This window comes from Xanthomonas sp. WHRI 8393 (assembly GCF_040203315.1).
Taxonomy (GTDB): Bacteria; Pseudomonadota; Gammaproteobacteria; order Xanthomonadales; family Xanthomonadaceae; genus Xanthomonas; species Xanthomonas arboricola.
This window is the reverse complement of sequence record NZ_JBEGGL010000003.1, coordinates 370,090-395,850: the sequence shown is the minus strand read 5'-3', so window position 1 is coordinate 395,850 and position 25,761 is coordinate 370,090. Positions and strand designations below refer to the sequence as shown.

Here is a 25,761-nt window from a genome sequence, read left to right as displayed (position 1 = left end):
GCGTGGCAGTGGACGCCGATGCGAGCACGTCATTGCGCGCTTGCGCGCGACATCGGACTGCAGGGCGCAACGAAAAAACGGCGCAATCGCTGCAATCGATTGCGCCGTTGGTGACGGTAAGTCGCGTGTACTGAAGGCCCGCAGCATCTACGCCATTGCAGCGCAGATGCCTGCATCGACAGCCGCTAGCCGATCGTATCGACCTGGTTGTCGCCACGCTGGGCATCGGGCAATGCATGGTCCGGATCCAGCGTCACGTGCAGCACTTTCTGCGTGGTCGGCAGCGTCAGCGTGGGCGCGGTGTTCTGCAGCCAGGTTTCCACCGGCACGCGGCGGTCCAGATGGCTGCCGTCGGCCAGGTCCACCCGCACGGTGACCGGCATCACCAGTTTCTGGCGGCTGCGCAGCGTGAGTTGCAGGCCCTTGGCGGGATCGTGATCGACGTAATGGGCCTCGCTGATCCCCATGTCCAGCTGCCAGTTGTTGAGATACCAGCCGCGCCACCACCAGGCCAGATTCTCGCCGCTCTCGCTTTCCATCAGCCGGAAGAAATCCGACGGCGTCGGGTGCTTGTAGGCCCAGGTCGCGATGTACTTGCGGAAGGCCGGGTCGAAGCGCTCCGGCCCCAGGATCTGCTCGCGCAACAGCACCAACCCCAACGCACCCTTGAAATAGGTCAGCGAATGCCGGTAGGTCTCGCTGGTGGAATCGGCGTTGTCCATCAATGTCGGCGCACCGGCATCGGCCAGCAGCGGCAGGATTTCGTCGACCGGGTTGCCGCCCTTGGGCGCATATTCCGAATCGCGCTTGGGCGCGTACTCGCCCTTGTTGAAGGCATCGGATGCATAGACGTCGATGAAGGTGTTGAAGCCTTCGTCCATGAACGCGTGGCGGCGCTCGTTGGAGCCGACGATCATCGGGAACCAGGTGTGTCCGATCTCGTGCGCGGTGATCCAGAACAACTCCTTGCCGCTGTCTTCGAAACCGTCGAAGACGATGCCCGGATACTCCATGCCCGCACCGTACCCGCCCAGGTTGATCGCGGCCGGCCACGGATACGGGTACCACTGCGAGAAATGTTCGATCGCGCCCTTGACGTATTCGGTGGAGCGGTTCCACTTGTCCGCGCCCACGCCCTCCAGCGGATACACCGACATCGCCAGCGACTGCTTGCCGCCCGGCAGCTTGATGCGCGCGGCATCCCACACGAACGCAGGCGAGGCGGCAAACGCGACATCGCGGGTGTTGTCCATATGGAAGCGCCAGGTGCGCGTGGCGTTTCCCGCAGGTTTGGCAGCGCGCGCGCTTACTTCCTCGGGCGTGCGGATCAGCACCGTACGATCGCTGCTGCGTGCCTGCTGCAGGCGTTGCTGCTCGCTGCGGCTGAGCACCTCGGCCGGATTGGTCAGCGCGCCCGAACCGGCGACCAGGAAGCCCTCCGGCACGGTCACCGCGTAGTCGAAGTCGCCGTACTCCAGATAGAACTCCGAGCCCAGATACGGCTGCGTGTCCCAGCCGCGCAGATCGTCGTAGACGGCCATGCGCGGATACCACTGTGCAATCTCGTAGATCTCGCCCTGCTTGCTGGCACTGACCGCAGTGCGCCCGCCCCAGGTGCCCGGAATCGTGTAGCGGTAGCGGACATGCACGGTCAGCGCCTTGCCCTGCCCGGCCAACGGCTGCGGCAGGTCCACCCGCATGCGGGTGTCGTCGACGACGAAATGCGCAGGCTGGCGACGCCCTCCATCGTCGATCTCGACACTGGCGATCTGCATGCCGTCGGTGAACTGGGTGCGGCGCGACGGCCGGCTGGCGGCAGCGCGCGCATCGGCGCGGTAGATGTTCTGGTCCAGCTGCAGCCACAGCACGTCCAGCGTGTCCGGGCTGCGGTTGGTGTAGTGGATCGCCGCCTCGCCCGTGAGCGTGTGGGTCGCCGGGTCGATGCTGGCGTTGAGGCTGTAGTCGGCACGGTTCTGCCAGAACAGCGGGCCGGGGACGCCGCTGCCGCTGCGGTAGGCGTTGGGTGCGTCGGGCAATTGCAGCGGTGCGAACAAGGCCAGCGGATCGAAGACGCTTGCCGGCGCGGCGGCACTGGCGGCGGGCGCGGCATGCGCGGACGAGGTGATGCATGCCAGCGACAGCGCAACGGCGAGCGATCGGCGCAAGGTGGGGAACATGCGTGAAATCCTGCGGCGGAGGGGATCCCCATCCTACGGTCGCCCTTGCCCGGCACGGCACTGCCATTGGTCCCGGTTGCGGCATCGAACTTCTCGACGGTGACAGGCTGTCCGGGGCGCAGAGGCCGCGGCCCGCGCGCGATCTGCAGATGCCGATCGCACCAGCCCTGCCCTGGCGGCGGCTAGCCCGCGCTTGCCACCTCAGTCGGCAGCAAGCCGCGACAAGCGCAACGCGCCATCCCCACCCTCGGCCAGCGCATCGCCCGGGTTGCTCAACCGGCAGCGGCGCAGCGACAGACAGCCGCAACCGATGCAGTCGGTGAGCTGGTCGCGCAGGGCCTGCAGCTCGGCGATGCGCGCATCCAGTTGCGCGCGCCAACGTGCCGACATGCGTGCCCATTCCGCACGCGTGGGCGTGCGCTGGTCCGGCAGCACCGAGAACGCATCCAGCACCTGCTGCAACGGCACGCCGAGCCGTTGCGCCACGCGAATCACGGCGATGCGCCGCAGCACGTCGCGCGCATAGCGGCGTTGATTTCCGGCAGTGCGCAGGCTGCGGATCAGCCCCTTGCGCTCGTAGAAATGCAAAGCCGACACCGCCACGCCACTGCGCTTGGCCACCTCGCCCACGGACAACTCACGCTGCATTGCCTTGACCTCAACCTTGGTTGAGGCAGGATGCTGCGCGGCCATGACCGGTGCAAGCCCCGTGGTCATGGCTCTACACATTTCAGTTTCTGGATGCTCGATGCCCGCCGATACCGCCCTGCCCGCCACGCCACTCAATGCGGCCCAACCCACTTCCATCCTGGCCGCGCCGTATCGCGCCGCAACGCTGGGCATGGTGGCACTGGTATCGCTCAATGCCTTCGAATCGCTGGCGGTGGCCGCCGCCATGCCGACCGTCGCGCGCGAATTGAATGGCTTGCCGCTGTATGCGCTGGCGTTCGGCGGCACCCTGGCGACCAGCGTGGTCGGCATGACCGCCGCCGGGCGCTGGAGCGACCGGCGTGGCCCCGGCGGCGCGCTGGCTTACGGCCTGCTGTGCTTCGTGATCGGCCTGCTGGTGGCAGGGCTGGCGCCGAGCATGCCGGTGCTGATTGCCGGCCGCCTGCTGCAGGGCCTGGGGGCCGGCGCGTATTCGGTGGCGCTGTACGTGATCGTCGGGCGTCTGTATCCGGAAGCCTTGCGGCCCCGCGTGTTTGCTGCGTTTTCGGCCGGCTGGGTGGTGCCGTCGTTGATCGGGCCGGGCATCAGCGGATTGATCGTGCAGCACGTGGGCTGGCGCTGGGTGTTCCTGTCGGTGCCGCTGCTGGCGATACCGGCCGGGCTGATGCTGTGGCCGGCGATCCGCGGGCGCACCTGGTCCAGCGACACAGCCGGCGCGTCGCGTTCCGCGTTGCGCTGGGCGGTGGGTGCGGCCTTGGGTGTGCTCGGCGTGTATCTGGGCGGGCAGCTGCACGGCACGAGCGCGTTGCTGGCGATGCTGCCGGCACTGGCGCTCACCGGGTACTGCGCCTGGCAGCTGTTGCCTGCCGGCACGCTACGGCTTGCGCGCGGGCTGCCCAGGGTGATCGCGCTGCGCGGCATCGCGGCGGCGGCCTTCTTCGGCTTCGAGGCGTTCCTGCCGTTGCTGCTGTCGCGCGAACGCGGCCTGTCGCCGCTGCTGGCCGGCGTGGCGCTGAGCGTCGGCGCGCTGGGCTGGTTCAGTGGCTCCTGGTACCAGGGCCATAGCCGCGCCGGCTGGTCGCGCCCACGCCTGCTCAAGACCGGTGCGTGCTTCATGTCGCTGGGCATCGTGATCAGCGCGGGAGCGGTGTGGCCGGTCATCCCGGTGCCGGTGGCGATTGCCGGCTGGGCGCTGACCGGCCTGGGCATGGGCCTGCTGTATCCGAGCCTGTCGGTGTTGACGTTGTCGCTGTCGCCGCCGGCGCAGCAAGGCGCCAACAGTTCGGCGCTGCAGTTGAGCGAGGCGATTGCGGTGGCCGGCATGCTGGCGCTGGCCGGCGCCTTGTTCGCCGCGCTGCTGGCCTCGGCGACTGCGGCCGCCTACCTGAGCGTGTTCGCCCTGGCATGGCTGCTGGCGGTGGCGGGCCTGTTGGTGGCGCGGCGGGTGTAATGGGTGAGCGGTGTGCGCGGTGTATCGAAGCAAGAGAACACTGATCGCGAGGCTGACGTGTCGCGCTCAGTCGATGTGTATCGCCCGCATCGCATGCAGCGCGCGTACGGTCTGCACGATTTGCTGGATCCGCCTGCTCGGCACGTCGCGTTGGCATGACGCAAACCCGGCACATCTCATCGCCCACAGCGCAACCGACTTTGCCGATCCTGTCGAGATCGCTGCGATCGGGACCGGAAAAACGTATCCGCGAGCGGCTGGTCATTTTTTCGCCACCCATCTTGACAGCGTTGCAGGCCGGGGCCTGCACCCACTTGTCCACAGCCTTGTGCAAGTTCCATCCACAGGGGGTGTGGAAAACCTGCGCTGCGCGGCAGGCAGCGCAGGGCTTGCGCGTCACTGCAGCATGTGTCACGCAATACGGGGCAACAGCTGCCTCATACAGCGCGGGCCGTTACGTACAACCCGGCCATGCGGAAGCAGCGCTTTACTCACGACCACATGCAAGGGCGATCACGCCACACGGCAGCGCCGCGTTGCAGCGGCGCTGCCTCACCCGCTGCTGCATCAGTTCACGATCACGTGCGGCACGAAGCGCGAGGTGTCGCGGGTGATCGGACCATCGTCGTCGCGCATGCCCAGCCCGGCCGGACGATCGGCCACCACCCAGCTGCCGACCAGCGCATGCCGGCCATCGAACACCGGCAATGGATGATGCGCCTGCAGGATCGCCGGCCCGTCCACATACGGGCCATCGGTCTGCGCAGCGTCGCCCTGTGCGCTGACCAGGGAAATATTGGCGCCCTCGCGCGACAGCAGCGGCTTGCGTACCCAGCCTGCCGTGGGCGCTTCGCCGGCTTGCGCAAAGCGCGCCGGCAGCAGGTTGGGATGGCCCTGATGCCGCTCCCACAACAGCGGCAGGATGCCCTTGTTGCTCAGCACCGATTTCCACGCCGGCTCGATCAAGCGCACGCGGTTGGCGCACAATGCCGGGCCGAAGCGCTCTTCCATCATGAATTCCAGCGGATACAGCTTGAACAGCGTGTGGATCACCCGGTCCTGCTCATCGGTAAACCAGCCATCGGCGCTGAGGCCGATGTCTTCGATGGCCACTTCCTCGGTGCTGATGCCCACCTGATGCGCGCAGTCGCGCAGGTAGCGCACCGTGGCGCGGTCTTCCAGCGAATCGCGCACCGCGGAGAAATGCATCTGCGCACCGATCGCGCCATCCACCGCCAGCGCGCCCAGGGTTTCGCACAGCAGGTCCTGGATCAGGTTGTACTGATCGGTGCCCTTGGGCAGCGCACCGGCGGCGATCTGCTGTTCCAGCCACAGCCACTGGAAATATGCCGATTCGTACAGCGAGGTCGGCGTGTCGTAGTTGAGCTCATACAACTTGGCCGGGCCGTTGCCGGCATAGGCCAGGTCCATGCGGCCGTATAGATGCGGGTCGCGGTTCTTCCATGAGGTGGCGATCCAGTCCCAGTAGAACGGCGGGATCGCCAGCTGCATCATCAGCTGCTCCGAGCCCACCACCTCGTCCACCAACTGCATCGCCATGTCGTGCAGTTCCTGCGTGGGCGCCTCGATGTGGTCTTCGATCTGCTGCAGCGTAAACGCGTAATACGCGCTTTCGTCCCAGTACCGCTCGCCGTCGATGGTGTGGAAATGGAAGCCGAGCGACTCGGCCTGCTCGCGCCAGTCCGGGCGCTCGGCAATTGCGATCCGTTGCATGTCAGCCGCCGTATCCGGAGCTGCGCCCGCCGCTGCCGAACGAACTGCGCGCCGCCGCACTGGAGCCGAAACCCGAGCGCGACACGGTGATCGCCCGCGACGGCATGTCGATGGCGCCGCTGCGCCCGCGGACGGTGCCGACGCGGTTGCTGGCCAGATCGCCGTTGGGCTTGTAGTACCCGCCGCTGCGGTAATCGCGGTACAGCGGAATCGAGCCGCCATAGCGGTAGCCGCCACCACCGGTCATGTTGCCCAACGCGTAGCCCAGCAGGAACCCGCCCATCGGCGGGATCCAGCTCTGCTGGCCCTGCGCCGTCTGCACCGCCGTGCAACTGCCGAACTGCTCGTCGCACTCGTAGCGCGTACTGAAGCGCGGCGCGGCCTGTTGGTGCTTGGTCACCGCCTCGTCGTAGGCCTTGAGGCATTGCTGGATGTCGGTCTGTTCCTGCTTGATCTGGTAGCAGTCGGAGGCCGACTGCAGTACCACGCCGGTTTCCGGTTCGGAGCCGCAGCCGGTGACGAGGGCGGCCGGCAATGCGGCCATCAGGGTGAGCTTGAGATTGCGTGATCGCTTCATGCCTGCGCTCCGTTACGGCGTGATCGCCGCGGCATTGATCAGCCCGACCGCGATCGACACGCCGGCCGAAAAGATGCCGGCGGCGGTGACGTTGTCGGTGATCTGCCGCGAGATGCGCCCGGCCACCAGGTTGGCCAGCAGATACGCAACGACCTGGATGCCGCAGGCGACCGCGCCCCAGATCAGCGCATCGACCAGGCTCACCGAATGGGTGATGGCCGAATGCAGCGGCAATGCCACACCGATCAGGTTGCCGGCCAAGGCGGTGGCCGCAGCCACGTTGCCCTGCCGCAGCAGGGTGAAATCCTTGTGCGGGGTGACCAGGGTCACCAGTACCACCGCCACGATCAACACGCCCAGGCCGGTGCCGAAGTAGGAAAGAAACGCGAGAAAACTCTGCAGGTTGATCGGGTTCATGACAGGACCAGGGTAAGTGGAGGACGAGCGCGCACGCTCAGGTGATATCCAGATCGGCGACGGTGACATCGATGCCGACCGCATAGGTGACGCAGAACTCGTTGGGGCCGGAATCCTCGCCGGTGACCAGCAGGAATTCCTCGCGCTGCAGCTCCGGTACATCGCGGCTGTAGAGCATGGCGTAGTGGGTCAGATCGCCATCGCGGCGCGGCGGCTGATAGCGGTACAGCACCTCGTCGTAGGCAATCGGCGGGATGCGCGCGGCATCGTCGGTGGACTGCGTGGCGCGTTGCCAGCGCTTGCCGGCGTACTCGATCTGCGCCGCACCCAGATGCGGATGCTGCATCACGAACTCCTGAAACGCCTGCTTGCTGGGCGGATTGACCGTCTCGCAATACACGAAGGCTTTCATCGCCTCCAGATCGCCGCCAACCGTGGTGACCTGCAGGAACGCGTCGTCGTCCAGATAGAAACGATGCAGGGCATAGCCATCGCCCAGATTGACGTGGCCGTAGCACGGAATGCCTTGATGCCCGCCCGGCAACTCGGCGGTCATGGCCTCCGGTGCCATGCGGTACAGCGTGGTATCGATCTCCAGCTGCCCACCCACGCGCAAGCCCAGCGGCAGCGCATGACCGATGGCGCCAGTGCCGGAGTTGGGCAACGGCGGTGGTTGTGGTTGACCGAACAACTTGCTGAAAAAACTCATCGTCATGCACCTTGTGGCGATGGGGAACGGGACACCGGCTCAGCGCGCAGGGCCTGCCAGGCGATGGCAGGCACGGGAACGCGCTGTTGGGCCAGGTAATACAGCATGGCACCGGCCGGCACCGCGGTGTGTGCGGGCGGGTTCAAGCGCAGCGCGCCATCGGGCGCGCGCAGGCCCAGCAACAGGGCGCCGCGCTGGCCGAAATCGGCGGCCAGCAGGCGGTAATCCAGCGGGTCGACATCGGCAGGAACCGCCAGGCTGAACTGGGTCGGGCCATCGTCCACCGACAGCAGTTCGGCCGTGATCGCCGCGCTGCCCGGATCCTGCGCCGCGCGGGCCAGGATCTCGGCGGTCATCGGCCGCGTGCATTCGATCGCCGGATAGTGGCAATTGACCAGCCGCGCGGCGCTGCCCGAGTCGAAGTGCGCCACGACGTGCGCACGCGGCGCATGCGCCATCAGCGCGAACACCGCCGCCAGGGTCTGGTCGTCCGAGGGCGGGTTGACGATCACCCGCGCCGCACCGGCGATGCCGGCACGCAGGTAGACCTCGGTATGCGTGTACGACTCGGCGGCGATGAAGCGCATATGGTCGGGCATCGGGTTCTCGGCCACGCCCTCGGCGATCAGCACCACGCCTTCGTCGTCGGTAGCGGTATCGGACAGCAGTAGTTCCAGCAAGCGTGTGGACGCGGCGCCCTGCCAGCCGATCAGGATGGTGTGCCCGCGCAGATCGGCGTAAGCCATCTTGCCCATGTGGTGGCGCCTCCAGAAGGTGATGAGCACGCCGCTGGTCTTGGCCAGCACCGTGGCGAACAGCGCCACCGCGCCCGGCATCAGCACGAACGCGGCGATATAGCGCCCGGCCACCGAACCCGGCGACAGGTCGCCGTAGCCGATGGTGGTGGCGGTGGTCATGTAGTAGTACGGAAACGCGTCCAGGCCAACGAGCTTTTGCTCGCCGGCCAGCAGCAGCAACACCCAGCTCAGCCCCATGTGCGCCAGCAATGCCAGCGCCACCATGCCCCAGCTGACGCGGCGCACGTGGCGCCGCACTATCCGCAACAGCTTTCCGACGATGATCATGGCGCGTCCTGTGCCGTGCGGCGGATCAGCTGTCGCTGCGCGGAACCTGCTGCACGTCGCGCACCTGGCCGATCAGCGGCGCGCTGCCGCCGGCGGTATCGTGGCCGAGCTGGGCCGGCTTCTTGAAGCGTGCCAGCACTGCGGCGGCGTTGGACTCGCCTTCCATCAGGCCGGCCGCAGCCAGACGCCGATTCAGATCGCCGTCGCCACTGGCTGCCTCCAGCTCTTCGGCCGATTCGATGCGTGCGGAGGTCTCGGCCTGACGCGCCTTGATCCGCTCCAGCGATTCCAGTGCCGAGCCCATCTTGCTGCTGGCACCGGAATGGCGCGCGGCAATCGCCGCCTGCGCCTTCTGCACCGCATCGGTGGCCTTGACGGTGTCGATCTGCTGGCGCATGCCGCGCAGCTGGTTCTCGGTCTTCTGGATGGTGGCCTTAAGCGTCACCACCGACTGGTCCAGCGAGCTCTTGGAGGCCTTGTCGCCGGCGTCCTCGCTTTCCAGCGCCGCCAGCTTGACCGCCACGTCGTGCGCCAGTGCCTCGTCGTTCTTGGCCAGCGCACCTTCGATATAACGCGTGTATTCGGCCATCTTGCCGGCGCGCGCGTCGATCTTCTGCTGGGCGAGCTTGCTCTGCGCCATCAGCTTGGTCAGCTCCTCGCGCGAGCGCGTGAGCTGGGCGCCGGCATCGCGCATTTCCTGGTCCAGGATGCGCAGCGCGTTGGCGTCGACCGCCTTCTGGCCGGTTTCGTGTGCAGTGCCACGCAGCAGCGTGATCAGCTTTGAAAAGATACTCATGACAACACGCCTTTAGGAAAAGAACGGCTTGAGAGATTCGGCGGCATCCAGCGTATTGGCCGCCAGGGTCTGGATTTCCTCGTCAATCTGGTCGAGCGTGGACGACGCCGACAGTTCGCCGAAGACCACATAACTATCCTTGCCGTCGACCTGCACCAGGCCCAGGTTGGACAGAGGATTGAGCGGGTTGAGGCGCAGGCAGGCGTCGTTGAACGCCGCGCGGTCGCTGACCTGGTCGGCATTGGCCAGCAGGGTGGAAACGAACACCTGCGAGCCGGAGGCGGCGACCTGGATCTGCATGTCGCCGTGGTCGGCCAGGGTGAGGTTGATGGCCGGCTCCAGCCCGTCGATCAGCTCGACCTCGATCGGCTGGTCGCGGTAGCGCTCGGCCAGCAGGCCGTGCAATTCGACAGTGGTGTACTGCGTCATACGATGTCCTGTCCTTTGGTCATGCAGCGGTGGTGATGCAGTTGCCGCTGCGGTGATGCAGCAGCGGCCGTGCAATGGGCGGACATACTACAGACTGTCCGCGACCGGCAGAAAGGGCCAGAAGTCAGCCGGTCAGGCCAGCTGCAGGCGGTAGTAGACCACCCGTTCAGTTGGCTCGAAGCCGCATGCCGCATGCGCCGCCTGGGCGCCGCTGTCGTCCAGCCGCGCATCGGAGGCCAGCTCCGCGCAGCCCTGCTCCCGCGTCCACGCCACTGCCGCGGCCACCAGCGCGCGACCGAGCCCGCGGCCGCGCCAGGCCGGACTCACATACCAGCCTTCCAGAAAGCCCACCGGCGTGCTCTCGGTGCCATTGACGTAGTCGTGGCGCACCGACACCTCGGCAAACCCCAGCGCCGCATCCGCGTCGTCCACCGCCAGCAGGTGGCTGGCGTCTGCCTGCGCCAGCGCGGCCTGCAGCTCGGCGAGGCCATCGTCGGCATCGGGCCACAATGCCAGGCGCAGGGCCAGCAAGGCCTGCGCATCTGCGCCCACCGCCGCGCGCACCCGCCAGCCGGCCTGTGTGCTCACGGATACAGCATCCGCTTGCTCCAGTGGCTGGCCGCATCGGCCTCGTAACGCCAGCGCTCGTGCAGGCGGAACTTGGCGCCGTACCAGAACTCGAATGCCTGCGGCACCACCCGGAACCCGCCCCAGCCCTCCGGGCGCGGCACCGCGCGGCCTTCGAAGGTGGCTTCGACCTTGGCGATGGCCGCGTCGAACTCCTCACGCGAGCCCAGCGTCTGCGACTGCAGCGAGGCCCAGGCGCCGATCTGGCTCATGCGCGGGCGCGAGGCGAAGTAGGCATCCGATTCCTCCGCGCCGACCAGTTGCACGCCGCCCTCGATGCGCACCTGGATGCCGGCCTCGCGCAGGCTACGCCACAGGAACAGCAGGGCGGCCTGCGGATGGGTCTGCAGGTCGCGGCCCTTCGCGCTGTCCAGGTGGGTATAGAACACGAACCCGCGCGCATCGAAGGCCTTGAGCAGCACGGTGCGCGCGCTCGGCCGGCCGTCCACGTTAGCAGTGGCCACGGTCATTGCGCTGGCTTCGAGTTCGGCGCCGGCCTGCGCCTCGGCGTACAGCGCGGTAAAGGTGGCAAGGGCTTCTGCGTACAGATCGGTCATGACGGTGCGAGGGCAGCAAGATTGACGCCTATTGTGGGCGCATCGGGCCTGCTTCGCCTATGCGCAGCGGTCGACAGGCCTGCGCCGCTGCCAGGACCTGCGGCTGATGCCTGAAAAGCAGGTCGCGCGCATGCTCTTCGGCGTCTTCGCGTCACTGACGCTGGCTGCCAAGCACTCGCCACGGGTTGCGTGCAGCCACTCCATCTTCAGCGGTCGTCCCAGCCGTTGTCCGCGCAGCGTGGGTGTCGATGCTGCTGCGCGCAGCCGGCGGTCGCCGCGCCGGAATGGTTTCAGTCCATGCCGATCGGCCCGATGCGCGGGCCCGAATGCTACGATCCCTGCGCATGAACCCCGCTTCCAATCTCGTGATGGTCGGCCCGATGGGCGCCGGAAAAAGCTGCATCGGCCGCCGTCTGGCCGAGCGCTTCGGGCTGGAGTTCGTCGACGTGGACCAGGCCATCGTCGAGCAGGTCGGCAGCAGCATCCCGGCCATTTTCGAACAGCACGGCGAAGCGCGGTTCCGGCAGCACGAGGTCCAGACCCTGCAGACGCTGCTGGAGCAGGACAACAAGCTGATTTCCACCGGCGGTGGCGCGGTGCTGGATCCGCTCAACCGCCAGCGCATCCGCGCGCGCGGCTTTGTGGTGTACCTGCACGTCAGCGTGCCGGCCCAGCTCACCCGGCTGGCGCGCGACCGCAACCGGCCGCTGTTGCAACGCGCCGACCGCGAGCAGGTGCTGCATGCGATGGCCGCGCAACGCACCCCGCTGTACCAGGAGGTCGCCGACCTCAGTCTGGAAACCGATCACTTCTCCCCCGCCGAGGCCACCGCGCAGCTGGTGCTGCGCCTGGCCGCGCAATGGCGCATGTCGAGTCCCCCCGCATGACACTTCCCCGTTCCTCGCGCAGCGTCGATGTCGACGGTGCGCAGCCGTACACCATCACCATTGCGCCCGGCCTGCTGGCCGATGGCGCGCGCCTGGCCAGCCATGTGCGCGGCCGCCACGTATTGCTGCTCAGCGACTCGCAGGTGGCCCCGCAGTATGCCGCCGGCGTGCGCAAGGCGCTGCTGCAGGCGCGCCCGGACCTGCAACTGGGCGAGCTGGTGATCGCCGCCGGCGAAGCCTCCAAGACGCTGGACAATTTCGGCGCCGCGATCACGGCATTGGCCGAGCTGGGCGCCACCCGCGACGCCTGCGTGTTCGCACTCGGCGGCGGCGTGGTCGGCGACCTGGCCGGATTCGCGGCGGCGTGCTGGATGCGCGGGGTGGACTGCGTGCAACTGCCCACCAGCCTGCTGGCGATGGTGGACTCCTCGGTCGGCGGCAAGACCGCGGTGGACATCCCGCAGGGCAAGAACCTGGTCGGCGCGTTCCGTCCGCCACGCGCGGTGATCGCCGATACCGACACCTTGCACACCCTGCCCGCGCGCGAGCTGCGCGCCGGGCTGGCCGAGGTGATCAAGTACGGCGCCATCCGCGACCCGCTGTTCTTCCAGTGGCTGCATGCCGAACGCCGCGCGCTGCTGGAGCGCGACGCCGACGCGCTGGCGCAGGCGATAGCGCGCAGCTGCGAGCACAAGGCCGACATCGTCGCGCGCGACCCACTGGAAAAGGGCGAGCGTGCGCTGCTCAACCTGGGCCACACCTTCGGCCATGCGATCGAGACCGAACAGGGCTACGGCGCGCCCGGCAACGACAACCTCAACCATGGCGAAGCGGTCGCGGTGGGCATGGTGCTGGCCGCGCGGCTGTCGGCCGCGCTGGGCATGAGCGATGCGCAGGACACCGACGCGCTGCGCGCGCTGCTGCATGACTTCGACCTGCCCACCGACATTCCGCCCGGCCTGTCCCCGCAGGCCCTGCTGGGGCGCATGCGACTGGACAAGAAGAACATCGCCGGCCGCCTGCGGCTGGTGTTGTGGCGCGGCATCGGCAAGGCCGAGGTGGTACCCGATGTCGACGAGGCGGCAGTGCTGGAGATCCTGGCGGGCTGAGCAACGCCGCTTGTCTCCGGCACATTCGTAGGAGCGCCCCCGGGCGCGACAGGGCTTGCCGGTAAATCCCCGTCGCGCCCAGGTGCGCTCCTACGCCATCCCTGCTTGCCAACGCTGCCTTCGCAAGCGGAGCAACCCGGCGCGCCCATTGCCCCCAGCCTTCAGCACCGCCCGGCTACAATCGGCGCCATGCGCATCCACTTGCAACACGATCCTGGCGGCAACGCGCCGCTCCGCTACGTCCAGCTGACCCTGCAACCGGATCTGTTCGGCGGCTGGGAGCTGCTGCGCGAAAGCGGCGAGATCGGTGGACGCTCGCAGTTGCGACGCGACCAATACCTGCTGCAGGACGAAGCGGACCGGGCCTTCGACAAGGCGCGCGACACCCACCTCAAACGCGGCTTCCAACTCATCACCGGCGGCGCCGACGCGCCGCGCTGAGGACACACCTCCCATGCTCAAGAACGATCGCCTGCTGCGCGCACTGAACCGTCAGCCTGTGGACCGCACCCCCGTGTGGCTGATGCGCCAGGCCGGCCGCTATCTGCCGGAATACCGCGCCACCCGCGCGCGCGCCGGCAGCTTCCTCGGCATGGCCAAGAATCCCGAAATCGCCTGCGAAGTGACGCTGCAGCCGCTGCAACGCTTTCCGCTGGACGCGGCGATCCTGTTCTCCGACATCCTGACCATTCCCGATGCGATGGGCCTGGAGCTGTATTTCGTCGAAGGCGAAGGCCCCAAGTTCCGCCACCCGGTGCGCGATGCCGCCGCGATCCATCGGCTGGGCGTGCCGGACATGGAGACCGAGCTGCGTTACGTGATGGATGCGGTGCGCCTGATCCGCCGTGAGCTGGATGGCGCGGTGCCGCTGATCGGCTTCTCCGGCAGCCCGTGGACACTGGCCTGCTACATGATCGAAGGCGGCGGCAGCAAGGAATACGCGCGCATCAAGGCCATGGCCTTCAACGCGCCGGAGGTGCTGCATCACCTGCTCGGCACCGTCACCGATGCGGTGATCGCCTACCTGTCCGCGCAACGCGCGGCCGGTGCACAGGCGTTGCAGGTGTTCGACACCTGGGGCGGCGTGTTGTCGCCGGCGATGTACCGCGAATTCTCGCTACCCTACCTCACCCGTATCGCGCGCGAGCTGGAACGCGGCGACGGCGCCGAGCGTACCCCGCTGGTGTTGTTCGGCAAGGGCAACGGGGCCTACGTGAGCGAGCTGGCCGCCAGCGGCGCCGAAGCGGTAGGCGTGGACTGGACCATCGCGCTGGCCGACGCCGCCCAGCGCGCCGGCGGCCGCGTCGCGCTGCAAGGCAACCTGGACCCGGCCACCCTGTACGGCTCGCCCGACGCGATCCGCGCCGAGGTCGGCAAGACCCTGGACAGCTACGCCCAGGGCAACGGCGGCTCGCGCGAAGGCCATGTCTTCAACCTCGGCCATGGCATGTCGCCCGACATGAATCCCGACCATGTGGGCGTGCTGGTGGAAGCGGTGCAGACGCTGAGCAAGCGGTAATCCAAGGCATGGGTCGACAGCGCACCGGTGTGCTGTCGACCGCCGCTCAGCGCGCGCGCCCGGGGAGTGCACGCTGAGCGTGATGACGGGCGGTGGCTGCATCAGCAATAGATCGGCAGCACCGCCGATACGTATGGGATGCTGCCAGGCCGCGCCAGGCACGCGGCACAGTGACGAAGGCAGTCTTCAGCGATAGCAAGACCAGCCTCCATGCCGTCACCCGGATCACGTCTGCATCCGCTCCAAACACGGCCCTCCCGCCTCGTTCCGTTGAACATGATCTCGCCACTCCAGTGATGTGCGCAGTGAGCGCCCTGCCGACGTCACTGCGACGTGATGCGCGCCGAGCTCAGCCGCAACGCGGTCAATCATCGATGCGCGTGGGCTCCGGTTTCGCAGGGCACCGACAGCGTACCGGCCGGCCATTGACTTGCCGCAGAGAGTCGCCAAGCGGACGCGAGCTTTGCTGCCTTGCGTCAGCAGCAGCCTGTGCTCGCCTGTTCTGCATGGTCCTTCTGTTACTCCCTTTGCGATTCACCACGACATTCCCCGCACGCGGTTCCAAAACGCGTCATTACATCGCATGCCGCCCTAAAGCGGATCGGCTTCACGTCGATAAGCCCGGCATTGCCGTCGTTTAAACCAATTTTCCCGGAGCAAGGAGATTTACTGTTTCTCCACGGTGATGCGGTGCCACTGAAACACATCTCCGGACAGGCAGGCCGCCTGCCGAACCTCGACATCGTCACGTTTGTTCAAACGCTCCACTCATTCGAGAACAGGGAGAAACGCATGGCATTTCCAACCGCCGTCAACGACCAGATCACCGACTCCGTCACACAAGCCAATACCAAGGTGCTGGGCGATGCCCCCGCCATCGCCATGGGCAATCTGTACCAGGCCACCGCGCAGGCACTGGCCAATGCCGCCCATAACGCGACCAATGCGCAGCAGCAGAGTTATGTCACTGCGCAGTCGGCCACCACCATGGGCGTGGCCACCCTCTATTCCATCGACACCGCCACCACCGGGGTTGCGACCAAGCAGGTTCTGAGCACCGGCATAAAGGGCCTGGGCTAAGCCGACCGTGATTTCTGGCACATAAGGAGCAAGCAATGGCATTTCCGACCGCAGTCAATAATCAGATCACCGATTCCGTCACCCAGGTAAATACCAAGGTCCTGGGCGACGCACCGGCGATCGCGATGGGCAATCTGTATCAGGCAACCGCGCAAGCGCTGGCCAATGCCGCCCACAACGCCACCAACGCGCAGCAGCAGAGCTACGTCACTGCGCAGTCGGCTACCACGATGGGCGTGGCGACGCTGTACTCCATCGACACCGCCACCACCGGCGTCGTCAGCAAGCAGATCCTGGGCGTCTGACGGCCCGGCTAACGCCAAGGACATTCGCCAATGGCATTTCCCACCGCCGTCAACGACCAGATCACCGACTCGGTTACCCAGGCCAATCTGCAGGTATTGGGAAGCGCTCCAGCCGCAGCCATGGGCAATCTGTACCAGGCCACCGCGCAGGCGCTGGCCAACGCGGCCCACAACGCAACCCTCGCGCAACAGCAGATGTATGTCACCGCACAGGCAGCAACCACGATGGGCGTTTCGCTGCTGTATTCGCTCGATACCGGCACCACGGGTGCCGCCACCAGGAAGATCCTCGGCTAACCGCTAACGCCGCAGCGTCTTCGTTGTTTCCCTACCTCAAGGAGCTATCACCATGGCCTTTCCGACCGCCGTCAACAGCCAGATCACCGATTCCGTTTCCCAGGTCAACACCAAGGTCCTCGGCGATGCGCCGGCGATTGCAATGGGCAACCTGTTTGTTGCCACCAGCCAGGCGCTGTCCAATGCCGCCCACAACGCCACCAACAACCAGCAGCAGTCCTACGTGACGATGCAGGCGTCGACGACCCAGGGCGTGTCCACGCTGTATTCGATCGATACCGCGTCCGATGGCGTCGCCACCCGGGAAATCCTGAGCGCCGGTCTCCGGTAATCGGCAGCCAGGCGCCGCTGTCACAGCGAGAGCGGCGCCTGGTTCGATACGCGAAGCCTTTGCAACCACCACGCAGTTCGCTGGCCGAATCGAGAAAGGACGCCTCATGCTGCAACTACGTCATATCCCTACGTCCAACACCCTGGATGTTGTCGTCAGACTGATCCGGGGCCGCACCATCGTGGCGACATTCGCGCCGCATCAAAAGGCGGTGATCAACGTCGAGTTCGACGGCATCCTGCCTGTGATTCCCGGAGCGCAGCCGTTGGTCTATCGCCGGAAGCTGGACAGCGTGATCAACGTGCCGCAGGGCAATTTTGCATTCCTGGAACGCGTGCCCGATGGCGTGGCCTTGCAGTACGCGTGCAGACACGAACCACAGAACACCGTGCTGTTCTCGGCGTCGGCTGGCGTTGAACAGCGCAGGCCGTCGTTGGCCTAGGACACTGATGCCAGTGCCCCGTCATGGAGCCAAGCGCGCAGGCTGCAAGCGTCGCCAACCTGATCGGTACCGCCGCTACAGGTGCGGCGATGGCGATCGGCCAGGCGCCGGCCCTCGCGATGGGGGCGACCTATCTGGCGCTGTCGGATTCCATCGCCCTCGCAATGGAAAACGCAGTCGCCAACCAGCAGCGCGGACAGGTGCTTGCCGATGCAGCCCTTACTCAAATCCTTGCCTTAATCATCCAGAAGGGAGCGACTTCGTCATGATCGACGACAGTAGCGTGAACAGCCAGGTCGTCGATTCGGTGAGCAGCATCGTGACGCTGACCACCGGTCAGGCGCCCGCACAGGCGCTCGGCATGCTCGATGCCGTGATGCTGGAGACGCTGGGCATGGCGATGCACAACGCCGTCAACCGGCAGCAAGGCGCCGGCATGATCAATGCAGCAGCGATCACCGCCGCCTGCGCCAAGATGATCTCGGCACCGTTCCCGGTTGCGCCGCCACCACCGCCTGCACCACCCGGACCACCACCGATGGTCGCGCCGTTGCCCGGCCCGCCCCCCGTACCGCCCCCGCCTGCAGCGCTCATCGCCGCCGCAGCGGCGGAAGCCAAGGTGGCCGTCGACGTGCTGAAAACGCAAGCGCAAGGCGCCTCGGCAGATGCCGCGACCGCAACCGCCGACCTCTTGGAAGTGCATGCGCTGAGCGTACCGCCGCCCCTGCCCGCTACTCCCCCCGCCTCCGGTGCCGGCCCCGATGATGCTGCCACTTCTGATGCTCCTGCTGCTGCAGCCGCAACTTCACCCGCAGCTGCAGCTACAGGCACACCCCCTGTCGTTGCTGCATCTGCATCTGCTGCTCCTGTTGCACCTGCATCTGCATCTATCCCTGCACCTGCACCTGCGCCGCCTGCTCAGTCATAGGGCGTCCGCAGAGATGAGGTCAGCCCCCCCCTACCACTAGGCCTCATTGAAAGGCGGCCGATCATTCCATGGGAATCAAGATGGAACCGACAAAGGTCAATGCGCAGGTCATCGATGTCATCAACCAGGTGCAGCTGGCGACCATGAGCCCGCAGGTCGTGCTGACCAGCGGAGCCGGCAAAGCCTACCAATCGGTGGCGCAGTCCACTGCCATTGCGGTGCAGGACGCCACCGACGCGTTGCGCAATGTCTCCACGATCGCCACCACGGCCGTTGGCGTCGCGATGGCGCAGTACCTGGCCACCGGCGATGACAAGTACGTCACTGCACTTAGCAAGGCGCAGGAGCTGATGCAGGGCGCCACCGACGACTTCGCCAGGATCGGTTCGGCGGCCGGGCTGGTGCTGAAGAATTTCCCCGCTGGTTAAACTCACAAGGAGTCATGCAATGTCCGTTTCAATCGCAGGCCGCCTGATCTCGATGCCGACGATGCTCTCGACGCTGGGCAGGCAGTGCCTGGCCTTCATCGATGGAGGCACCCAGTGGCTGGCATGGGCGATCCAATCGCCCGGTGTGCGCTACGATTTTCCCGACGAGAGCAGCCTGCTCGACGAAGTGCAGCAAGGCCTGCACGGCTCGCGCCTGGCCTTGTTGCCGCAGCTGGAGCTGAAGGTCAGCCCGGTCAAGCTGATGACCTTGAGTCTGACCGACCTTGGCACGCTGGCGCAGGCCGAAGCAGGCGACACCGGCTCGGTGGTCAAGGCGCAGCTGCAGCGCATCTTTCGCGACAACGCCCTGTACACCGCAAGCGACCTGGCCGCAGGCCGCAGCCTGCTGACCCAGTTGAAGGTCGATGGCGCCGGCGTGTTCCAGTCGCTGGACCTTGAAGAAAGCCTGGCGCTACGCCAACTGGCCGCCGAAGCGCCGCCAGCCGACGTCACGCCAGCACTGCAGCAGGAGGCAGCAGCATTCGCCATCGAGCAGGCGCGCACGCCGCTGGAATTCTGCGATTACTACCGCTTCTATCTGGCCTGCACTTCCACGATCACAGCTGTGGACGAACGTGCGCATGCGGCGGCCTCGGCACTGCAGACGCTGTTGCCGCAGCTGTTCACCACCCTGGATTGCCCACAGGTGCAGGGGCTGCCTTCGCCCAACGAGGTCGAGCGCAGCGTTGCCGAATGGCTGGCACGCGGTCGCCAGATCGGCTTCGCGCGGCTATCGCTGGCGGCCCAGCAGATCGTCCAGCACACCCGCTACCGAGGCGACGGCGACGACCAGGCGGCGAGCGATGCGATCCGCCTCTACCTGCAGTCGGCGCAGGCCTTCCTGGCGGCCAACCGGCCCAGCCGCGGGGTGCTGGGCCAGGATGGCAGCAGCTGCGTGTTCACCATGCAGAACGACGCCCTGGCTGCACTGCTGCAGGTCAACGGCGGCATCATCTCGCTGCGCGACTTCGGTGCCGCACCTGCGTCACCCACCACCTCGCAAGACACGGATGCGGAGGTCACGCAGTGAGCACACCGCCCCCGCCTGCTGCGGCCGGCGACCAGGCCCCGCTTGCGACCAGCGCCGCCGACGCGGCGCGCGAAGCGGTGCATGCAGGTCGCGCCGCTGCCCTAGCGGCCGCACGCCTGGGCATGGCGCAGGCCGAAAACGCACTGGGTGAGAGGCTGCGCGCGCTTGCAGCGCAGCGCCCAACCGAAACCGCACCACTCGCCGCGCCGATGCGACCATCGCGTGCCGATGCCGTCACCCCGCTCCATTCCGCGTCCACTTCAGGAGATACCAGCATGTCCGACTATACTCAGCCCACGCCCCCATACCAGACACCAGCCTCCATTGCGCAATCGTCAGGATCCTCGCAGATCGAAGCGGCGCTGAAAGCGGCGCAAGCCCAGATCGATCAGGCGATGGCGGCCAGCGATAGGGCAGTACGGGCGGCCATGCAGGCCGCAACCGCCGCGACCACCGCAGCTGGCAATGACCAGGCGATCGATAGCGCAAACCAGGCACTTCAGCAGGCCGAACAGGCCGCCGCTGCGGCGGTGACCGCCGCGCAGCAGCAGACCGAGCAGGCAATGGCGGCGACGTCGCCGGCCACTCCGAACGCCGACGACGGAATAGCCAGCTGACGGAGCGATGCGTTTCGGCGTTGCGATGAAGCCGGTCTCGCGATGAACCCGTCCGGCCTCATTGGCGCCGGTCTGCCGGCTCCCCGCCGCCACGTTGATCCAGCAGCGCAGCCCCACTTGCCGCGGCCATCTAGCCCCGGCCCAGCCAACGCCCGATCCGAAGGAATTCCGACATGACCTTCTACACAGGCTTCGACACCGATCAATTCCCCGGATTGCCCGCCCTTGACTGGCTCAAGACCCAGGCCGAGCTGGCGTGGTGCGGCTACTACCTGGCACCGGCGCCAAGCCATGCCGACACCGGCTGGATGGGCCAACGCGCTGCGTTGATCGCACAAGGCTGGGGCCTGGCGCCCGTCTACCTTGGTCAGCAGACGATCGGCCCCGGTTCGCACGACGTCACCGCCCGGCAGGGCAGCCTCGATGGTGCACAGGCCGCAGCGCTGGCACGCGCCGAAGGCTTTCCCGATGGCGCGGTGGTCTATCTCGACTGGGAAGATGGCGGCAGCCCGCCACAGGCAGCCATCGACTACATCCGTATGTGGATCGCCGCGCTGTTGGGCAATGGTTTTTCGCCCGGCCTGTACTGCTCGCACGCGCGCGCAGTGGAACTGCTGTCGCGGATAGGCCCCTGCCCCTCCCCGCGCGTCTGGGCCTGGCGGGTCTCCACGGCAGGGCGTCACCTCTACGCCGGCGACATCCGGCACGTCCAGCCCTCCGATCCGGCCGGCTGCGGCTATTCCCAGGCCATGCTCTGGCAATACGAACAGGATGCGGTGCTGTCGCTTCCTGGTACGCCGTGCGATGGACTGGAAGTTGACCTCAGTTATTCGAGTTTAGCCGATCCGAGCTCGGCGTGATTGCGCGTATTTCCTGCATCGGGAAAAAGCAGGAACCCATAAACTCCAGCAATGCATGAAGATCCCTTGCAACCAACCCGACACTCCCTGCATCGATAGACGACACCACGCGTCACCCCACTTTCCCCCGCACTGATTCAATGCATTAAACGACCGGATAAGCGCATCACCTGCGTCAATCAATCCGCCAACGCACTCGTCGAAACCAGGCCAAAGCCGAATCCGGATCAACGCCTGGTGCGGACCTAGCTCCATGGAATCACATCAATATTCCATAGCAACCCTCGCCCAAAGGGACCTGCAACGATTGGCTAGCGCCCTCGGAAAGAATAATAACTGTGATTTTCCCCAATAAATTATAGCTAAATCGGCGGTATTAAAAAACGCTCCGACACCCCTGTCCAAGAGCCCACGTCTGTATCGAGCGTGCATGCGCGTATCCCCGCAGACCGGGATCATGCCGATCTCACCGCATAAAACCTAGCGCCTGCAGCAGCCAGCCCACGAGTACGCATTACCGCAGCGGCAAGAGAACTCCGCCATCAGGTCGCTCGATCTCGGTACGGCATATGCCGGCCTGCACCTTCTGCCTCGAAAGGAGATGTGAAATGACAGTAATAGTTGATTTGATGTCAGAACAAACCAATTCCGTCGGCATCGCAGGCATCTCACGACACCAAGGACGTTGGAGGCACCGGCCAGACATGCGCTATGAAGTCGACCCCGACCCGACCTTGATCGCTTGGACCGAGCAAAACATGGGAATCGGATCCTCAAGATTATCGCGCTCCCCCCTGTTACAGCAATTTACAGGTCATACGGCCGTTCTGTCTCGTCTTCGCGGGCGGGTCCAGTTCGTCAGGGGACTGGTACCGAATGTGTCGGGTTATCCATGGGCGTTCTTTGGCCAAGGCGGTGGAGGCCACTGGCAAGATGATAGCGCCATGCTTGACGACCCGACCTGCGTCAGTTTCGAGATACCTGTAACAGAGGAGGATGCCGGAAATTTCCCGCGATGGTTCCGTGCTGTGGCTCCGGAAATCAATGTCTTCGCACTGAAGAATGGTGACGGATTCAATAGCTTCAATTGCGTCCTAGCCTCTCTCACGCTGCTCATCAACTACCTTCTCGAGTCGGAGAACGACTATTCCTCCTATGTCATCCAACTGACAAAAGTACGCGACTCGCTTCAAGGCCATTTGATGCAAAACATCATGGGTGGATTTATATAAATCCACCACATGACACGCCCGCCGCAATCACAACCCCGGTCAACAGCAGTGCATTGAATAATCACGCAACTCGACTACAGCGAAAGTTTAGCAGCAAAAGCCACATTTCACTCCGCGAATGCATCAAGAGTCCACCCTCATACCACCGTAGTGCACGAGCCCCGTAATCCACACATAGATTAATACAGCGACCCAACCACCCGAGATTCTGGAGACATCAAGAATGTCAACATTCACAGTATTTTTTTGCGGGACAGGATCGAACAGCCTGGATTACGACAGTGCAAACTACAGCGAAGGACAGCTTATCTCCACATTGGCACGCAACCATCTCGGGGTGGAGTTCGATGATTGGCTCATAGCGGATGGACCGGGCAGCGGGAATCAACAAGAAAACGATAAATGGACACTCCCGGGGAACTACACTGATGCTCGGGGTACTACTTTTGGCTCGGGCTGGGAGGAGAACGTCAAGCACGCGATTGCGGTGATCAAGAAGGACCCCAGCCATATGAGGACCTTAATGACAGATGCGGAAATACGCATCCTACAAAGGGAAAAGGCAGCTGCCGAAGCAGCTGGACTTGAGCCGCAGAACACTTTTGGTGGCTGGACCCCTGCCAATAAGCACCGAAAAATCGTTCCCCAAGCCTTACAAAAGGCGCGAGCAAAAGTCCTGCGAACACCACTGCCTGACCGCGTCAACCTCATTGGCTGGAGCCGTGGCGCAGTTACCTGCCACATGATGGCCAATGCAATGTATGCCGACCCGCAGCTCCGCCACATCTGCGTCAACATTTTTGCGATAGACCCGGTACCCGGTCCTTTGAATTTCCAGTTAAACAGGACAACACTGAATACCAACGTGCTGGAATACCGCGCCGTATACGCACGCGATGAGAGGGCGCGCGGCTTTACTCCGATCATCCCGGACGTAAAAGTAAAGAAGGAACTAATCCTCATGCCTGGTGCCCATGCGACCCTTGTCGGAAACGCATCCAAGAATGGCAAGGGCGGCGGCAACCAGATCTTTCCGGAACCAGGACAAATGGTGCGGCATCTTGCGGAGACATTCCTGCGGGATAATGGGACGCAGCTCGGCTCATGCCTGAATCTGAAGGATACCGGCTTATTGGAACTCTACGAACAAATTCTCAAGGACGATAGAAGCTACATCGCAATGCGGCAACTGGGCTACGGCATGGGATGTGTGGAAACGGAAAGCGGAGACCGATGGGCAGCCGTGGGTTCCGGTGCGGTTGTTGCGGGCCTGACATCGCTACCGATGCTGCACCCCGATCCGATCTTTGTAAATTGGCACCATCGCAGTGTTTACATCAAGCACTATGCCGATCTGACAGGAAGGCCGGAGGCCATTGAAAGGGACTTGCTGGCTCAGTGGTTCCCGGTAACCACAGGGCGGTTTATTAGTCGTCCCTGAAAGACGTCACTCGCCCGACCGCCCCAATGCGTTACAGGCAGCCCAACCGTGCCACAACTGCGCTTTTTCGCTACGCTGGACCTGATCGCTAGCAATCCGGGACCATCCTTGCACTGCCGTACCCGTGGCGGAATGATGCCAGCTCGTTGTCGGCAGCGCAGGAGTGAAGCGGGATTGGACGGATTGCTGACGCACGCGATCGATGCCGCGCATGTAGTAGAGGTAGAGACAGCCGATGGGCACGACCCGGCGCGGGCGATCTTTTCGGGCGCCGCAAGTCGGCCACCCCAACCAATCGGTGCTTGAATAGAATTTTTTCTGAGAGGCGGCGCATTTGTAAGCAACCGCATGCTGGGCCCAGCCGATGAACCCAGCACGAAGTTGGGGCCTCATATCTGACGGTCAATCCTGGCCATAGACCCTACGGAACTCACGCGGACTCACCCCAACCAGCCGTCGGAAGCTCTTTTCGAAATGGCTCAGGTCGCCGAAACCGACCTTCAGCGCCACTTCGGTAATGCGCAGCTTGCGCTGCTGATGCAAAAGCTCCTTGGCCTTTTCGATCCGTAGCTGCTGCAGCATCGGTTTGAACGGGGTGCCGAGTTCGTCGCGGAACAGAAAGCCCAGATGCGACTGGCTAACGTGCGCCTGCCGGGCCAGATCGCCCAGGGTCAGCGGCTCGGCATAGTGCTCGCCCAGATGCACCAATGCGCGCCGCAGTGCGTCGTGCAGGGTGGCGAGACGTTGCCCGGGGCGATGCGGAAGGCCGTCGATCCAGTCGACAGGCGTTCCCGGCGGCGTGGGCTCAGTCGGAAGATCGGCCGGTTGCGACATCGTCGCGCATGCATCGCGCTGCGCTCCCTGCACCCGGCCTTCCAACAGACGCGGTGCGTGGCGCTGGATGTCGGCGCTGCCGATCGGCCTGCCGGCTGTCATGACCGCCAGGCGCAGCACCACCCGCTCCAGCTCCTGGAGGTTTTCCGGCCATGGGTAGTGGGTCAGGGCGTCCATCAACACCTCGGTGACCACCTGACCGTGATCCAGGCCATGCCGATCCAGCACATGCTCGACGTGAAAGCCGATATCTGTCCGTCGCTTGCGCAACGGGGTAAGTTCGATCGACAGGACATCCAGTTGCGACAGCAGCGCCCGCGAGAAGCGTCCGGCACGTACGCGGCGCGACAGATCAGCGGTCGTGGAGGCGACCACGCGTGGCGAGTCCTCGCCGTCCACGGCGGACCATGGCCCGCCGAGGCCACAAAGCTGCCCTGCCAACTGGCGCTGTAGCGCGTCGTCGAGCTCGTCCACGCTCTGCAGAAATAGCGTTCCCCCGGCCCCGCGCTTGAACCATGCCGCCGGTGCGTCGCCGGGAGCGGCGCAGTCGATCGCAACGAACGGCCCCTCCCGCCAGGGTGCAGCTGCATGCAGCAAAACGGCCACCGTTTCCTTCTCGGTTCCGAACTCGCCGCGAACGATGACCGGCAAGCGACTGTATGCGCCGTGCTCGACAAATTCGTCGATCGTCAAGACCTCTTCGCTCACGCCCACGATCGACAGCGCGCGACCAAACCGGTCTTGCGCGAACGCCCGCGCGGCATCGCGCTTGATCAGGTACGCACAATACTTTGCGATCTGCTGGCACAGCGTCATCGCCTCCGGGGTCATTCGTTCTTGAGCCGGCGTGACATTCAGTGTGCCGAGCACTTGCCGGCCGTGCTGGACGGGAAAACACTGCGTGGGCGGGGGCTGGATTTCTGCCAGAACCGGGCCCGGTGGACCGTGATGCTCCACCGCGACAAACTTACATGCCGCGCCGCTCGTGATCGCGCTCTGCGACAGTTGTGCAGCGATCTTTCCCAGCATTTTCTTCAAGGGATCGCCTGGGAAATAGGCGTGCTGCACTACATCAAAGACTTGCTTTTCCATGGATGCTTTCGACCTGATCTACTGGCGCGCTCGGAAGGCGGC

30 protein-coding genes are annotated in these 25,761 nt (G+C 65.2%); 18 read left to right on the top strand and 12 right to left on the bottom strand.

The window, feature by feature from the left end:
• Positions 1-185: 185 nt before the first annotated feature.
• Both ABQ137_RS12130 and soxR read right to left on the bottom strand, forming a co-directional pair.
• The gene (locus tag ABQ137_RS12130) at positions 186-2,177 is read right to left on the bottom strand and encodes a M1 family metallopeptidase (protein ID WP_349782640.1); all 1,992 of its coding nucleotides are present in this window, start codon (positions 2,175-2,177) and stop codon (positions 186-188) included.
• Between the two features lie 201 nt (positions 2,178-2,378).
• On the bottom strand, positions 2,379-2,825 hold the full coding sequence (gene soxR / locus ABQ137_RS12125) for a redox-sensitive transcriptional activator SoxR (RefSeq protein WP_065032607.1): 447 nt from the start codon (positions 2,823-2,825) through the stop codon (positions 2,379-2,381).
• Between the two features lie 100 nt (positions 2,826-2,925).
• On the opposite strand from soxR, the gene ABQ137_RS12120 reads away from it, so the two are divergent.
• Positions 2,926-4,296, top strand: coding sequence for an MFS transporter (locus ABQ137_RS12120; RefSeq protein ID WP_349782638.1), 1,371 nt, complete (start codon positions 2,926-2,928; stop codon positions 4,294-4,296).
• Between the two features lie 567 nt (positions 4,297-4,863).
• On the opposite strand, the gene ABQ137_RS12115 is transcribed toward ABQ137_RS12120, so the two are convergent.
• The 9 genes from ABQ137_RS12115 to pdxH form a co-directional block, all read right to left on the bottom strand.
• Entirely contained in the window at positions 4,864-6,030 is a 1,167-nt protein-coding gene (locus ABQ137_RS12115; RefSeq protein WP_349782636.1) for a glutathionylspermidine synthase family protein, read from the bottom strand.
• A gap of 1 nt (position 6,031) precedes the next feature.
• Positions 6,032-6,607: a DUF1190 domain-containing protein gene (locus ABQ137_RS12110; RefSeq protein ID WP_016904951.1), complete on the bottom strand. Its 576-nt coding sequence runs from the start codon at positions 6,605-6,607 to the stop codon at positions 6,032-6,034.
• Positions 6,608-6,619: 12 nt separating this feature from the next.
• Positions 6,620-7,024 (bottom strand): DUF350 domain-containing protein, encoded by a 405-nt coding sequence (locus tag ABQ137_RS12105; protein ID WP_005995053.1) that lies wholly within the window; start codon positions 7,022-7,024, stop codon positions 6,620-6,622.
• 37 nt (positions 7,025-7,061) lie between these two features.
• Positions 7,062-7,739: a YjfK family protein gene (locus ABQ137_RS12100; RefSeq protein ID WP_349782633.1), complete on the bottom strand. Its 678-nt coding sequence runs from the start codon at positions 7,737-7,739 to the stop codon at positions 7,062-7,064.
• Entirely contained in the window at positions 7,736-8,818 is a 1,083-nt protein-coding gene (locus ABQ137_RS12095; RefSeq protein WP_065032600.1) for a potassium channel family protein, read from the bottom strand. The genes ABQ137_RS12100 and ABQ137_RS12095 overlap by 4 nt, the downstream gene beginning before the upstream one ends.
• Positions 8,819-8,843: 25 nt before the next feature.
• The gene (locus tag ABQ137_RS12090) at positions 8,844-9,614 is read right to left on the bottom strand and encodes a PspA/IM30 family protein (RefSeq protein ID WP_024938711.1); all 771 of its coding nucleotides are present in this window, start codon (positions 9,612-9,614) and stop codon (positions 8,844-8,846) included.
• Positions 9,615-9,626: 12 nt separating this feature from the next.
• Complete coding sequence (locus ABQ137_RS12085; protein ID WP_005995044.1) at positions 9,627-10,043, bottom strand: YjfI family protein; 417 nt, start codon at positions 10,041-10,043, stop codon at positions 9,627-9,629.
• Between the two features lie 132 nt (positions 10,044-10,175).
• Entirely contained in the window at positions 10,176-10,631 is a 456-nt protein-coding gene (gene aac(6') / locus ABQ137_RS12080; RefSeq protein ID WP_005995042.1) for an aminoglycoside 6'-N-acetyltransferase, read from the bottom strand.
• Complete coding sequence (gene pdxH, locus ABQ137_RS12075; RefSeq protein ID WP_005995039.1) at positions 10,628-11,227, bottom strand: pyridoxamine 5'-phosphate oxidase; 600 nt, start codon at positions 11,225-11,227, stop codon at positions 10,628-10,630. The genes aac(6') and pdxH overlap by 4 nt, the downstream gene beginning before the upstream one ends.
• A gap of 344 nt (positions 11,228-11,571) precedes the next feature.
• On the opposite strand from pdxH, the gene ABQ137_RS12070 reads away from it, so the two are divergent.
• The 17 genes from ABQ137_RS12070 to ABQ137_RS11990 all read left to right on the top strand — a co-directional run bounded on the left by ABQ137_RS12070 (position 11,572) and on the right by ABQ137_RS11990 (position 23,793).
• Positions 11,572-12,114 carry a shikimate kinase gene (locus ABQ137_RS12070; protein WP_005995037.1) on the top strand — a complete coding sequence of 181 codons (543 nt, stop codon included), beginning with the start codon at positions 11,572-11,574 and terminating at the stop codon, positions 12,112-12,114.
• Positions 12,111-13,223 carry a 3-dehydroquinate synthase gene (gene aroB / locus ABQ137_RS12065; protein ID WP_349782631.1) on the top strand — a complete coding sequence of 371 codons (1,113 nt, stop codon included), beginning with the start codon at positions 12,111-12,113 and terminating at the stop codon, positions 13,221-13,223. The genes ABQ137_RS12070 and aroB overlap by 4 nt, the downstream gene beginning before the upstream one ends.
• Before the next feature lie 189 nt (positions 13,224-13,412).
• Complete coding sequence (locus tag ABQ137_RS12060; protein ID WP_006449079.1) at positions 13,413-13,664, top strand: WGR domain-containing protein; 252 nt, start codon at positions 13,413-13,415, stop codon at positions 13,662-13,664.
• Positions 13,665-13,677: 13 nt separating this feature from the next.
• Positions 13,678-14,742, top strand: coding sequence for a uroporphyrinogen decarboxylase (gene hemE / locus ABQ137_RS12055; protein WP_154832403.1), 1,065 nt, complete (start codon positions 13,678-13,680; stop codon positions 14,740-14,742).
• A gap of 792 nt (positions 14,743-15,534) precedes the next feature.
• Entirely contained in the window at positions 15,535-15,822 is a 288-nt protein-coding gene (locus tag ABQ137_RS12050) for a RebB family R body protein (RefSeq protein WP_024938706.1), read from the top strand.
• A gap of 35 nt (positions 15,823-15,857) precedes the next feature.
• Positions 15,858-16,127 carry a RebB family R body protein gene (locus ABQ137_RS12045; protein WP_024938705.1) on the top strand — a complete coding sequence of 90 codons (270 nt, stop codon included), beginning with the start codon at positions 15,858-15,860 and terminating at the stop codon, positions 16,125-16,127.
• Between the two features lie 30 nt (positions 16,128-16,157).
• Positions 16,158-16,424 carry a RebB family R body protein gene (locus ABQ137_RS12040; protein ID WP_054591479.1) on the top strand — a complete coding sequence of 89 codons (267 nt, stop codon included), beginning with the start codon at positions 16,158-16,160 and terminating at the stop codon, positions 16,422-16,424.
• 52 nt (positions 16,425-16,476) lie between these two features.
• Positions 16,477-16,755 (top strand): RebB family R body protein, encoded by a 279-nt coding sequence (locus ABQ137_RS12035; RefSeq protein ID WP_022973268.1) that lies wholly within the window; start codon positions 16,477-16,479, stop codon positions 16,753-16,755.
• A gap of 106 nt (positions 16,756-16,861) precedes the next feature.
• Entirely contained in the window at positions 16,862-17,197 is a 336-nt protein-coding gene (locus ABQ137_RS12030; protein WP_102585034.1) for a hypothetical protein, read from the top strand.
• A 23-nt stretch (positions 17,198-17,220) separates the two neighbouring features.
• Complete coding sequence (locus ABQ137_RS12025; protein WP_349782628.1) at positions 17,221-17,466, top strand: RebB family R body protein; 246 nt, start codon at positions 17,221-17,223, stop codon at positions 17,464-17,466.
• A complete protein-coding gene (locus ABQ137_RS12020; RefSeq protein ID WP_349782626.1) occupies positions 17,463-18,125 on the top strand; it encodes a RebB family R body protein in 663 nt (220 codons plus the stop codon). The genes ABQ137_RS12025 and ABQ137_RS12020 overlap by 4 nt, the downstream gene beginning before the upstream one ends.
• Before the next feature lie 80 nt (positions 18,126-18,205).
• Positions 18,206-18,553, top strand: a complete 348-nt coding sequence (locus tag ABQ137_RS12015) for a hypothetical protein (protein WP_054591492.1) — start codon at positions 18,206-18,208, stop codon at positions 18,551-18,553.
• Between the two features lie 19 nt (positions 18,554-18,572).
• Positions 18,573-19,643: a hypothetical protein gene (locus tag ABQ137_RS12010; RefSeq protein ID WP_349782624.1), complete on the top strand. Its 1,071-nt coding sequence runs from the start codon at positions 18,573-18,575 to the stop codon at positions 19,641-19,643.
• A 122-nt stretch (positions 19,644-19,765) separates the two neighbouring features.
• A complete protein-coding gene (locus tag ABQ137_RS12005; protein ID WP_349782622.1) occupies positions 19,766-20,260 on the top strand; it encodes a hypothetical protein in 495 nt (164 codons plus the stop codon).
• A 173-nt stretch (positions 20,261-20,433) separates the two neighbouring features.
• Entirely contained in the window at positions 20,434-21,120 is a 687-nt protein-coding gene (locus ABQ137_RS12000) for a glycoside hydrolase domain-containing protein (RefSeq protein ID WP_054591483.1), read from the top strand.
• Positions 21,121-21,728: 608 nt separating this feature from the next.
• On the top strand, positions 21,729-22,352 hold the full coding sequence (locus tag ABQ137_RS11995) for a hypothetical protein (protein ID WP_223293132.1): 624 nt from the start codon (positions 21,729-21,731) through the stop codon (positions 22,350-22,352).
• A 223-nt stretch (positions 22,353-22,575) separates the two neighbouring features.
• The gene (locus ABQ137_RS11990; protein ID WP_065032612.1) at positions 22,576-23,793 is read left to right on the top strand and encodes a hypothetical protein; all 1,218 of its coding nucleotides are present in this window, start codon (positions 22,576-22,578) and stop codon (positions 23,791-23,793) included.
• A gap of 402 nt (positions 23,794-24,195) precedes the next feature.
• Here the strand turns inward: ABQ137_RS11990 and ABQ137_RS11985 are convergent, their stop codons facing one another.
• Positions 24,196-25,719, bottom strand: coding sequence for a helix-turn-helix domain-containing protein (locus ABQ137_RS11985; RefSeq protein ID WP_349782619.1), 1,524 nt, complete (start codon positions 25,717-25,719; stop codon positions 24,196-24,198).
• Positions 25,720-25,761: the final 42 nt, after the last annotated feature.

Coding starts and splice junctions, on each gene's coding strand:
- ABQ137_RS12130 (WP_349782640.1), bottom strand. CDS start 2,177: ATGTTCCCCACCTTGCGCCGATCGCTCGCCGTTGCGCTGTCGCTGGCA.
- ABQ137_RS12085 (WP_005995044.1), bottom strand. CDS start 10,043: ATGACGCAGTACACCACTGTCGAATTGCACGGCCTGCTGGCCGAGCGC.
- pdxH (WP_005995039.1), bottom strand. CDS start 11,227: ATGACCGATCTGTACGCAGAAGCCCTTGCCACCTTTACCGCGCTGTAC.
- aroB (WP_349782631.1), top strand. CDS start 12,111: ATGACACTTCCCCGTTCCTCGCGCAGCGTCGATGTCGACGGTGCGCAG.
- ABQ137_RS12000 (WP_054591483.1), top strand. CDS start 20,434: ATGACCTTCTACACAGGCTTCGACACCGATCAATTCCCCGGATTGCCC.
- ABQ137_RS12090 (WP_024938711.1), bottom strand. CDS start 9,614: ATGAGTATCTTTTCAAAGCTGATCACGCTGCTGCGTGGCACTGCACAC.
- hemE (WP_154832403.1), top strand. CDS start 13,678: ATGCTCAAGAACGATCGCCTGCTGCGCGCACTGAACCGTCAGCCTGTG.
- ABQ137_RS12105 (WP_005995053.1), bottom strand. CDS start 7,024: ATGAACCCGATCAACCTGCAGAGTTTTCTCGCGTTTCTTTCCTACTTC.
- ABQ137_RS12010 (WP_349782624.1), top strand. CDS start 18,573: ATGTCCGTTTCAATCGCAGGCCGCCTGATCTCGATGCCGACGATGCTC.
- ABQ137_RS12115 (WP_349782636.1), bottom strand. CDS start 6,030: ATGCAACGGATCGCAATTGCCGAGCGCCCGGACTGGCGCGAGCAGGCC.
- soxR (WP_065032607.1), bottom strand. CDS start 2,825: ATGCAGCGTGAGTTGTCCGTGGGCGAGGTGGCCAAGCGCAGTGGCGTG.
- ABQ137_RS12100 (WP_349782633.1), bottom strand. CDS start 7,739: ATGACGATGAGTTTTTTCAGCAAGTTGTTCGGTCAACCACAACCACCG.
- ABQ137_RS12070 (WP_005995037.1), top strand. CDS start 11,572: ATGAACCCCGCTTCCAATCTCGTGATGGTCGGCCCGATGGGCGCCGGA.
- ABQ137_RS12025 (WP_349782628.1), top strand. CDS start 17,221: ATGGAGCCAAGCGCGCAGGCTGCAAGCGTCGCCAACCTGATCGGTACC.
- ABQ137_RS12020 (WP_349782626.1), top strand. CDS start 17,463: ATGATCGACGACAGTAGCGTGAACAGCCAGGTCGTCGATTCGGTGAGC.
- ABQ137_RS12110 (WP_016904951.1), bottom strand. CDS start 6,607: ATGAAGCGATCACGCAATCTCAAGCTCACCCTGATGGCCGCATTGCCG.
- ABQ137_RS12005 (WP_349782622.1), top strand. CDS start 19,766: ATGGCGCAGGCCGAAAACGCACTGGGTGAGAGGCTGCGCGCGCTTGCA.
- ABQ137_RS12015 (WP_054591492.1), top strand. CDS start 18,206: ATGGAACCGACAAAGGTCAATGCGCAGGTCATCGATGTCATCAACCAG.
- ABQ137_RS12035 (WP_022973268.1), top strand. CDS start 16,477: ATGGCCTTTCCGACCGCCGTCAACAGCCAGATCACCGATTCCGTTTCC.
- ABQ137_RS12045 (WP_024938705.1), top strand. CDS start 15,858: ATGGCATTTCCGACCGCAGTCAATAATCAGATCACCGATTCCGTCACC.
- ABQ137_RS11985 (WP_349782619.1), bottom strand. CDS start 25,719: ATGGAAAAGCAAGTCTTTGATGTAGTGCAGCACGCCTATTTCCCAGGC.
- ABQ137_RS12050 (WP_024938706.1), top strand. CDS start 15,535: ATGGCATTTCCAACCGCCGTCAACGACCAGATCACCGACTCCGTCACA.
- ABQ137_RS12095 (WP_065032600.1), bottom strand. CDS start 8,818: ATGATCATCGTCGGAAAGCTGTTGCGGATAGTGCGGCGCCACGTGCGC.
- ABQ137_RS11990 (WP_065032612.1), top strand. CDS start 22,576: ATGTCAACATTCACAGTATTTTTTTGCGGGACAGGATCGAACAGCCTG.
- ABQ137_RS11995 (WP_223293132.1), top strand. CDS start 21,729: ATGACAGTAATAGTTGATTTGATGTCAGAACAAACCAATTCCGTCGGC.
- ABQ137_RS12030 (WP_102585034.1), top strand. CDS start 16,862: ATGCTGCAACTACGTCATATCCCTACGTCCAACACCCTGGATGTTGTC.
- ABQ137_RS12120 (WP_349782638.1), top strand. CDS start 2,926: ATGCCCGCCGATACCGCCCTGCCCGCCACGCCACTCAATGCGGCCCAA.
- ABQ137_RS12040 (WP_054591479.1), top strand. CDS start 16,158: ATGGCATTTCCCACCGCCGTCAACGACCAGATCACCGACTCGGTTACC.
- ABQ137_RS12060 (WP_006449079.1), top strand. CDS start 13,413: ATGCGCATCCACTTGCAACACGATCCTGGCGGCAACGCGCCGCTCCGC.